The following is a 6,055-nucleotide window of genomic DNA, read 5'->3' on the forward strand; positions in this document are numbered from 1 at the left end:
CCTGCATGCCGAGCGCGCGCGCGGCTTCCACGTTGGGCAAGAGATCGTCGAACAGCAACGCCTCGTCGGCCGCCACGCCGATCGCATCGAGCACATGCCGGAACGCCGCGGCATCGGGCTTGCGATGCCCGATCTCGTGCGACACGAACACGCGCTCGAAGCGTGGCAGCAGGCGCGGAAAGGCGCGCTCGATCTCGGCCACGTGGACGGGATTCGTGTTGCTGATCGCGTAGCGCGGCACGTCGGCGCGGATCGCATCGAGCAGGCGCACGGTCTCCTCGATCTCTGCGACCAGCAGGGCGTTGAAGCCGGCACGAATCGTCGCCGGGTCGCACTCCAGCGCCAGCGCTTCGCGCAGGTGCGCCAGGTAGCCTTCGGGCGGCAGCGCGCCGCTCTCGTGGCGCAGGAAGGGCTCGTCCTGCCGGAAAGCTTCACGCAGTTCCTCGGGCGAGAGGCGCGAGTGCGGCTGCCACACCGTCAGCGGGCGGGCGAAATCGATGTCGAGCACCACGCCGCCGAGGTCGAACAGCACGGCGCGGGTGGCGGGGAAAGAGGACTTCATGGGCTGCGATTGTCCCCGGCCGTGCCGCGTTTCGGCTAAGGTTGCCCGCGCCTGCCATGTCCTTCCTCGACCTGCTCGGAGCGCTGCTCACCGCGGTGGCCGTGCTCGGCTACGTCAACTACCGCCTCGTGCGCCTGCCCGACACGATCGGGATCACGGCCATGGGCCTGCTCGTGTCCTTCGTGCTGGTGCTGGCGGGCAACGCCATTCCCGGTGCGTCGGAGTGGGCGCGCACGCTGGCGGGCCGCTTCGATTTCTCCGCGCTCGTGCTGCACGGCCTGCTGAGCGTGCTGCTGTTCGCGGGCAGCCTGCACGTCAACATCGCGGAGCTGGCGCGCATGAAGCTGCAGGTGTTCGTGCTGTCCACGGTGGGCGTGCTGCTGTCGACCCTGCTGGTGGGCTGCGGCGCCTGGGCGATGTTCCGCGCGCTCGGCACGGAGCTGCCCCTGCGCTGGTGCCTGCTGTTCGGCGCGCTGATCTCGCCGACCGATCCGATCGCGGTGCTGGGCGTGCTGAAGACCGTGGGCGTGCCGCGCTCGCTGGAGGTGGAGATCGCCGGCGAAAGCCTGTTCAACGACGGCACCGGCGTGGTCGCCTTCCTGGTGATGCTGGGCATCGCGACCGGCACGCAGGAACCGACTCTCGCCTCCGTCGGCCTGCTGCTGGCCGAGGAGATCCTCGGCGCGGTGCTGCTGGGGCTGGCGCTGGGTTACGCGGCCTTCTTCATGCTGCGCGGCGTCGACAGCTATCCGGTGGAGATCCTCATCACGCTGGCGCTGGCCACCGCCGGCTACAGCCTGGCCGAACACCTGCACGTCTCGGCACCGATCACGGTGGTGGTGGCGGGCCTGGTGATCGGCAACCACGGGGCCAAGCGCGCGATGAGCGAGGCCACGCGCCAGCACCTGTTCTCGTTCTGGGACCTGATCGACCAGGTGCTCAACCTCGTGCTGTTCGGGATGGTGGGCCTGCAGTTGCTGGCGTTCGCGGGGCACCCCGCCTCCTACCTCGCGGCCTTCCTGCTGGTGCCCGTGGTGCTGGCCGCACGCTTCGCGAGCGTCGGCCTGCCGGCGCTGGTGCTGGGGCCGTGGTTGAAGCACCGCTCGCCCCACGGCGTGAAGGTGCTCACCTGGGCCGGCCTGCGCGGCGGCATCTCGGTGGCGCTCGTGCTCTCGCTGCCGGCCTTCGAGGGGCGCGACACCTTCATCCTCGGCACCTATGCGGTGGTGCTTTTCAGCCTGCTGGTGCAGGCACCGACGCTCGGGTGGTACCTGCGGCGGCTGGGGATCGGGGCGGCGGCGCCGGTCGACGCGAGCGCGTCGCTGCAATCGCGGGCTTGAACGCGCGCGCGTGCCCCCAACCCTGCCCTTCCCCGGAGGGGGGGGGAGAAAGAACTTCGCTCCGCCCGCGCGCCGGCGTCCTCCGACTAGGCTGCCTCGGCCGCCGCCTGCCGCAGCAGCGCGAAGGGCGGCGCATCCTTCACCAGCAGCACACTGCAAGGCGCCTCGGCCGCCACGCGCGCGGGAATGGTCGGAATCCAGCGCCGCAGGGCCAAGCCGTGGGTCGCGGCGCCGATCACGATCAGGCTCACCTGGTTGGCCTCCGCGTAGGCGAGCAGGGCGCCGGCCACGTCGTCCGACTGCAGCACGTGGAAGGACACCTGCCGGTCGTGCAGGTCGATGCCGCGGCACCACTGGCGCAGCTGCTCGCTGTGGTAGCGGTGCACGGCCGCTTCCTCCACCTGCGGGTCCGGGTCGACCACCGTTACGCACGCGAGCCGCGCGCCGGGGCGGATGCCCAGCGAGCGCCGGGTGGCCTGTCGCAGCCCATAGAGAACCGCATCGCTGGTGTCGTGGTGCGGCACCGCCACCATCACGATCGGCACCTCGTCGATGCGCTCGGTGGGCAGCGGGCTCGGCTCGTAGTGCATGCCGGCGGCGCGGATCCAGCGGCGGAATTGTGAGCTGAAGGAGGTGCGGGTGGTGCGCAGCCCGCGCGCGCCCACTTCCACCTGCTGCGGGTTGGCGAGGTCGAAGGCCAGGTGCGCAGCCGAAGGCGGGCGGTTGGCGGCGGCGCTTTCCAGGCAGTGCAGGATGATCTCCTGCAGCCAGGGCGGCACGTCGGGGTTGAGCGCTCGCGGCGGCGAGGGATCCATCCACAGCCGCTGGCGCAGGCCGCCGGTGGTGGCCGGCGCGCCGAAGGGCAGCTCGCCGGTGGCCAGCTCGTAGAGCATCACGCCGATGGCGAAGACGTCGCTGCGTGGATCGCCGCGCACGCCCACCACCTGCTCGGGCGCCATCCAGGCGGGCGAACCGATGGCGGGCCGCAGGTCGGCGGCGAGCAGGTCGGGATAGTGCGCGTGCCAGCTCAGGCCGAAGTCCAGCAGCACGCAACTGCCGTCGGCGCGGAAGATCACGTTGGCGGGCTTCAGGTCGAGGTGCACGGCGTTCTGCCGGTGCAGGCTGTGCGCGGCCAGCGCGATGGCGCGGCCCCAGTGCGCGATGTCCGTGGCCGCGGGGCGGCGCTGCAGCGGCGACAGGTCGTCCAGCATCTGCTGCAGCGTGCGGCCCTCGATGTACTCCATCACCAGGTAGGGCAGCCGGTGCATGTCGCCGGCGGCGACGAAGCGCGGCACGTGGGGACCTTCCAGCGCCTGCAGCATCTGGTGCTCCACCTCGAAGCCCACCAGGTTCTCGGCGCCTTCGCCGCCGCCCATGCGCGGCAGCTTCATCATCATCGGAAAGCCGGGATCGGGGCGGCCGCCGTCGTAGCGCACGCGGTAGATCTCCGCCATGGCGCCGGAGTGCACCCGCGGGCCGATCACGAAGCCGTCGATCACCGAACCTTCCTGCAGTCTCATCGTCCCCGCTCCAGTCGCGCCGCAAAGCTTTCCGGCAGGCCGGCGGCGCGGATGGCCGCCGCGGCCGCAGTGTGGTCGTACGCTATGCGGTGGAAGGAGAGGCGCGACTGCGCCATGTCAAACAGGGCATACATGGCGCGCGGGTCGCCGTCGCGCGGTTGCCCGACGGAGCCGACGATGGCGAGCCAGTGGCGATGCGCGGCCAGCGGCACCGGCACGTCGGGCACGGGCGAGAAGGCCATCGGCTGGCCGTCGGCCGCGCGGTAGTACAGCTGCTGCTGGTGCACGTGGCCGCAGAAGACCTTGGTCGCGCCCCATTGGCGCTGCGCCGCGCCGAGTGCGCGCCGCACCAGTGCCGGCCGGTCCAGGTATTGCCATTGCGCCGGCTCGTAGGGATCGGCGTGCACCAGCAGCGCGTCGCCGATGCGCGCGGTGAGCGGCAGGCTGGCGAGGAATTCGCGGTGGCGCGGCGCCAACTGCGCGCGTGTCCAGTCGGCGCCGAGTTGCTCGCCGGTGCCGCCGCTGGCCGGTGCGCCGTGCGCCGCGGCGTCGTGATTGCCGCGCACGACCAGCGCCCCGCGTTCGGCCAGCTCCATCACGGTGTCCAGCACCGGCACCGGCTCGGCCCCGTAGCCGACCAGGTCGCCCAGGATGGCGAAGCCGTCGGCCCCCGCGCGGCGCGCATGCGCCAGGCACGCCAGCAGCGCGCCCCGGTTCGCATGCAGGTCCGAGAGCAGGGCCAGCCTCATGCAGCCATATTCTGCCGGGCGCAGGGGCGCTGATTGACGGAGGTCAACTTTGCGCGGGGGGTGCACGCCGAGACTGGTAATCAGGCGTAAGAAGGAGTACCTCATGAGCACGCAGCAAGACCACGGCCCCGACACCATCCCCGCCGCCACCGAGCTGCACGGCCCGGTGAACGATTTCCACGGCGCGCACGGCCACATCATCGAAGGCCTGCATGCGATGGAGAAGCTGCCGGAGCTGGCGGAGGCGCTGGACCGCGCACGCCACATCGCGCATGCCACGCTGACGCTGTTCGACAAGGTGGTCCACGAGCACCATGCGGACGAGGAGCAGGAGCTGTTCGTGCACGTGCAGAAAAGTTGCCGCGACGTGCGCGAAGGCCACCGCGTGCAGGAACTCGTGGCGCGCCTGGCGGCCGATCACCGCCGCATCGAGAAGATGTGGGTGAAGGTGCGCCCCGCCGTCGCGGCGACGGCCCAGGGCCGGGTGCACGGCGTGCCCGATTTCCGGGCCGAAGTGGCGAAGCTGGTGGAGCTGTACCTGGAGCACGCGCAGCTGGAGGAGGAGGTGTTCCTGCCGCTGGCCGATGCGATCCTCGGGCGCGATGCCAACCACATGGCGGCATTGGACGTGGCGCTGCACCTGCGCCATGCACCGCCGACGCGCGGGGCGTACGTGTGACGCGCGCGTGGAGTTCGTAGGCTGGTGCTGACCGCGCGCAACGCGCGCCGGAAGCCCAGCGCTCCGCTGCGCTCGCGGATCGCTGGGCTTCGCGTTTCGCGGCTCAGCGCCAGCCGACCAGCCGCCGCAGCTCCGTGACAGGCGCCAGCCGCAGCCTCACCACCACCGCTGCTGTCCCGGCTGCGGCTCGCTGTGGCAGCGCTCGCAGGTGAACATCGCGGTGAAGGCCACCTTGGCGTGGCAGACACCGCAGGATTCGCCGGCCAGGATCTTCGGCATCGTGGTGGGATTCGCGCCGGCTTTCGGCACGAACAGCGCGTCGTGGCAGTTCGCGCACGCGAGCCACTGGGTGTGGGCGCCGTGCGGGAACTTCACGTACGGCATCTGCGCCGTGTTCTTCATCAGGACGTCGAGCTCCAGCACCTGCATCGCTGCGTCCCCGCGCACCGAGGCGCGCGGCTGGATCGCGCCTTCGCGCAGCGCCCGCACCCAGTCCGGCCGCCCGCGCGCATCCGAAGGCAGGACCGCGAAGGCTTCCTTCGGCTGCTGCAGCTTCGCGTGATCGGGATTGGCGGGATCGTGCACCGGAGGCGGCGGGCCGGCTTCGGTGGCGGGCTCGGGCAGGGCGCCGAACAGGTCCTCCGGCAACTCGGGCAGGGCGCCCTGGGCCTGCGCCGCCGCGCCGCCCGCGATGGCCAGCGCGCCGGTGACCAGCGCGAGCGCGGCAGCGAGGCTGCGGGCGCGCCGTGCCAAAAGGAAATCCTGCAGGGCCTTCGCCATGCAGGATTCTTGTGCGGCCCGCGGGGGCCGCAACTGCCTCACGTCAATTGGGCACGGCTGCGGCGGACACGGTGCCGGGCATGTGCTCGGTCTTGGCGTCGAGCACGACCTCGGGCTCGTCGGTCTCCAGCTTGCTCGGATTCGAGAGGTGCGCCTGCAGCTGTTGCAGGTCCAGGTCGCCGGTCCAGCGTGCCACCACCAGCGTGGCGACCGCGTTGCCCACCAGGTTGGTCAGCGCGCGCGCTTCCGACATGAAGCGGTCGATGCCCAGGATCAGCGCCAGGCCGGCCACCGGCACGTTGCCCACCGCGGAGAGCGTGGCGGCCAGCACGATGAAGCCGCTGCCGGTGATGCCGGCGGCGCCCTTGGACGTGAGCAGCAGCACCGCCAGCAGCGTCAGCTCCTGCATCAGCGTCATCGGCGTG

General features: G+C 71.4%; 7 protein-coding genes. 2 read left to right on the forward strand and 5 right to left on the reverse strand.

The window, feature by feature from the left end; translation table 11 throughout:
* Window positions 1-562: HAD family phosphatase (locus VFM98_RS05380; RefSeq protein WP_325108868.1), on the reverse strand; the 562-nt coding region annotated here is incomplete at its 3' end.
* 56 nt (window positions 563-618) lie between these two features.
* Between VFM98_RS05380 and VFM98_RS05385 the strand changes: the two genes are divergently transcribed.
* On the forward strand, window positions 619-1,902 hold the full coding sequence (locus VFM98_RS05385; RefSeq protein ID WP_325108869.1) for a sodium:proton antiporter: 1,284 nt from the start codon (window positions 619-621) through the stop codon (window positions 1,900-1,902).
* 86 nt (window positions 1,903-1,988) lie between these two features.
* Here the strand turns inward: VFM98_RS05385 and VFM98_RS05390 are convergent, their stop codons facing one another.
* Together VFM98_RS05390 and VFM98_RS05395 are read right to left on the reverse strand one after the other, a co-directional pair.
* On the reverse strand, window positions 1,989-3,422 hold the full coding sequence (locus VFM98_RS05390) for a bifunctional serine/threonine-protein kinase/universal stress protein (protein ID WP_325108870.1): 1,434 nt from the start codon (window positions 3,420-3,422) through the stop codon (window positions 1,989-1,991).
* A complete protein-coding gene (locus VFM98_RS05395) occupies window positions 3,419-4,171 on the reverse strand; it encodes a metallophosphoesterase family protein (protein WP_325108871.1) in 753 nt (250 codons plus the stop codon). Before VFM98_RS05395 ends, VFM98_RS05390 begins: the two co-directional genes overlap by 4 nt.
* 103 nt (window positions 4,172-4,274) lie before the next feature.
* Between VFM98_RS05395 and VFM98_RS05400 the strand changes: the two genes are divergently transcribed.
* Window positions 4,275-4,850 (forward strand): hemerythrin domain-containing protein, encoded by a 576-nt coding sequence (locus VFM98_RS05400; protein WP_325108872.1) that lies wholly within the window; start codon window positions 4,275-4,277, stop codon window positions 4,848-4,850.
* Between the two features lie 156 nt (window positions 4,851-5,006).
* Here the strand turns inward: VFM98_RS05400 and VFM98_RS05405 are convergent, their stop codons facing one another.
* Together VFM98_RS05405 and VFM98_RS05410 are read right to left on the reverse strand one after the other, a co-directional pair.
* The gene (locus tag VFM98_RS05405) at window positions 5,007-5,630 is read right to left on the reverse strand and encodes a c(7)-type cytochrome triheme domain-containing protein (protein ID WP_325108873.1); all 624 of its coding nucleotides are present in this window, start codon (window positions 5,628-5,630) and stop codon (window positions 5,007-5,009) included.
* A gap of 43 nt (window positions 5,631-5,673) precedes the next feature.
* Window positions 5,674-6,055, reverse strand: a 382-nt coding sequence (locus VFM98_RS05410) for a cation:dicarboxylate symporter family transporter (RefSeq protein WP_325108874.1), incomplete at its 5' end; no start/stop codon positions are given.

This window comes from Ramlibacter sp. (genome assembly GCF_035706265.1).
Taxonomy (GTDB): Bacteria; Pseudomonadota; Gammaproteobacteria; order Burkholderiales; family Burkholderiaceae_C; genus Ramlibacter.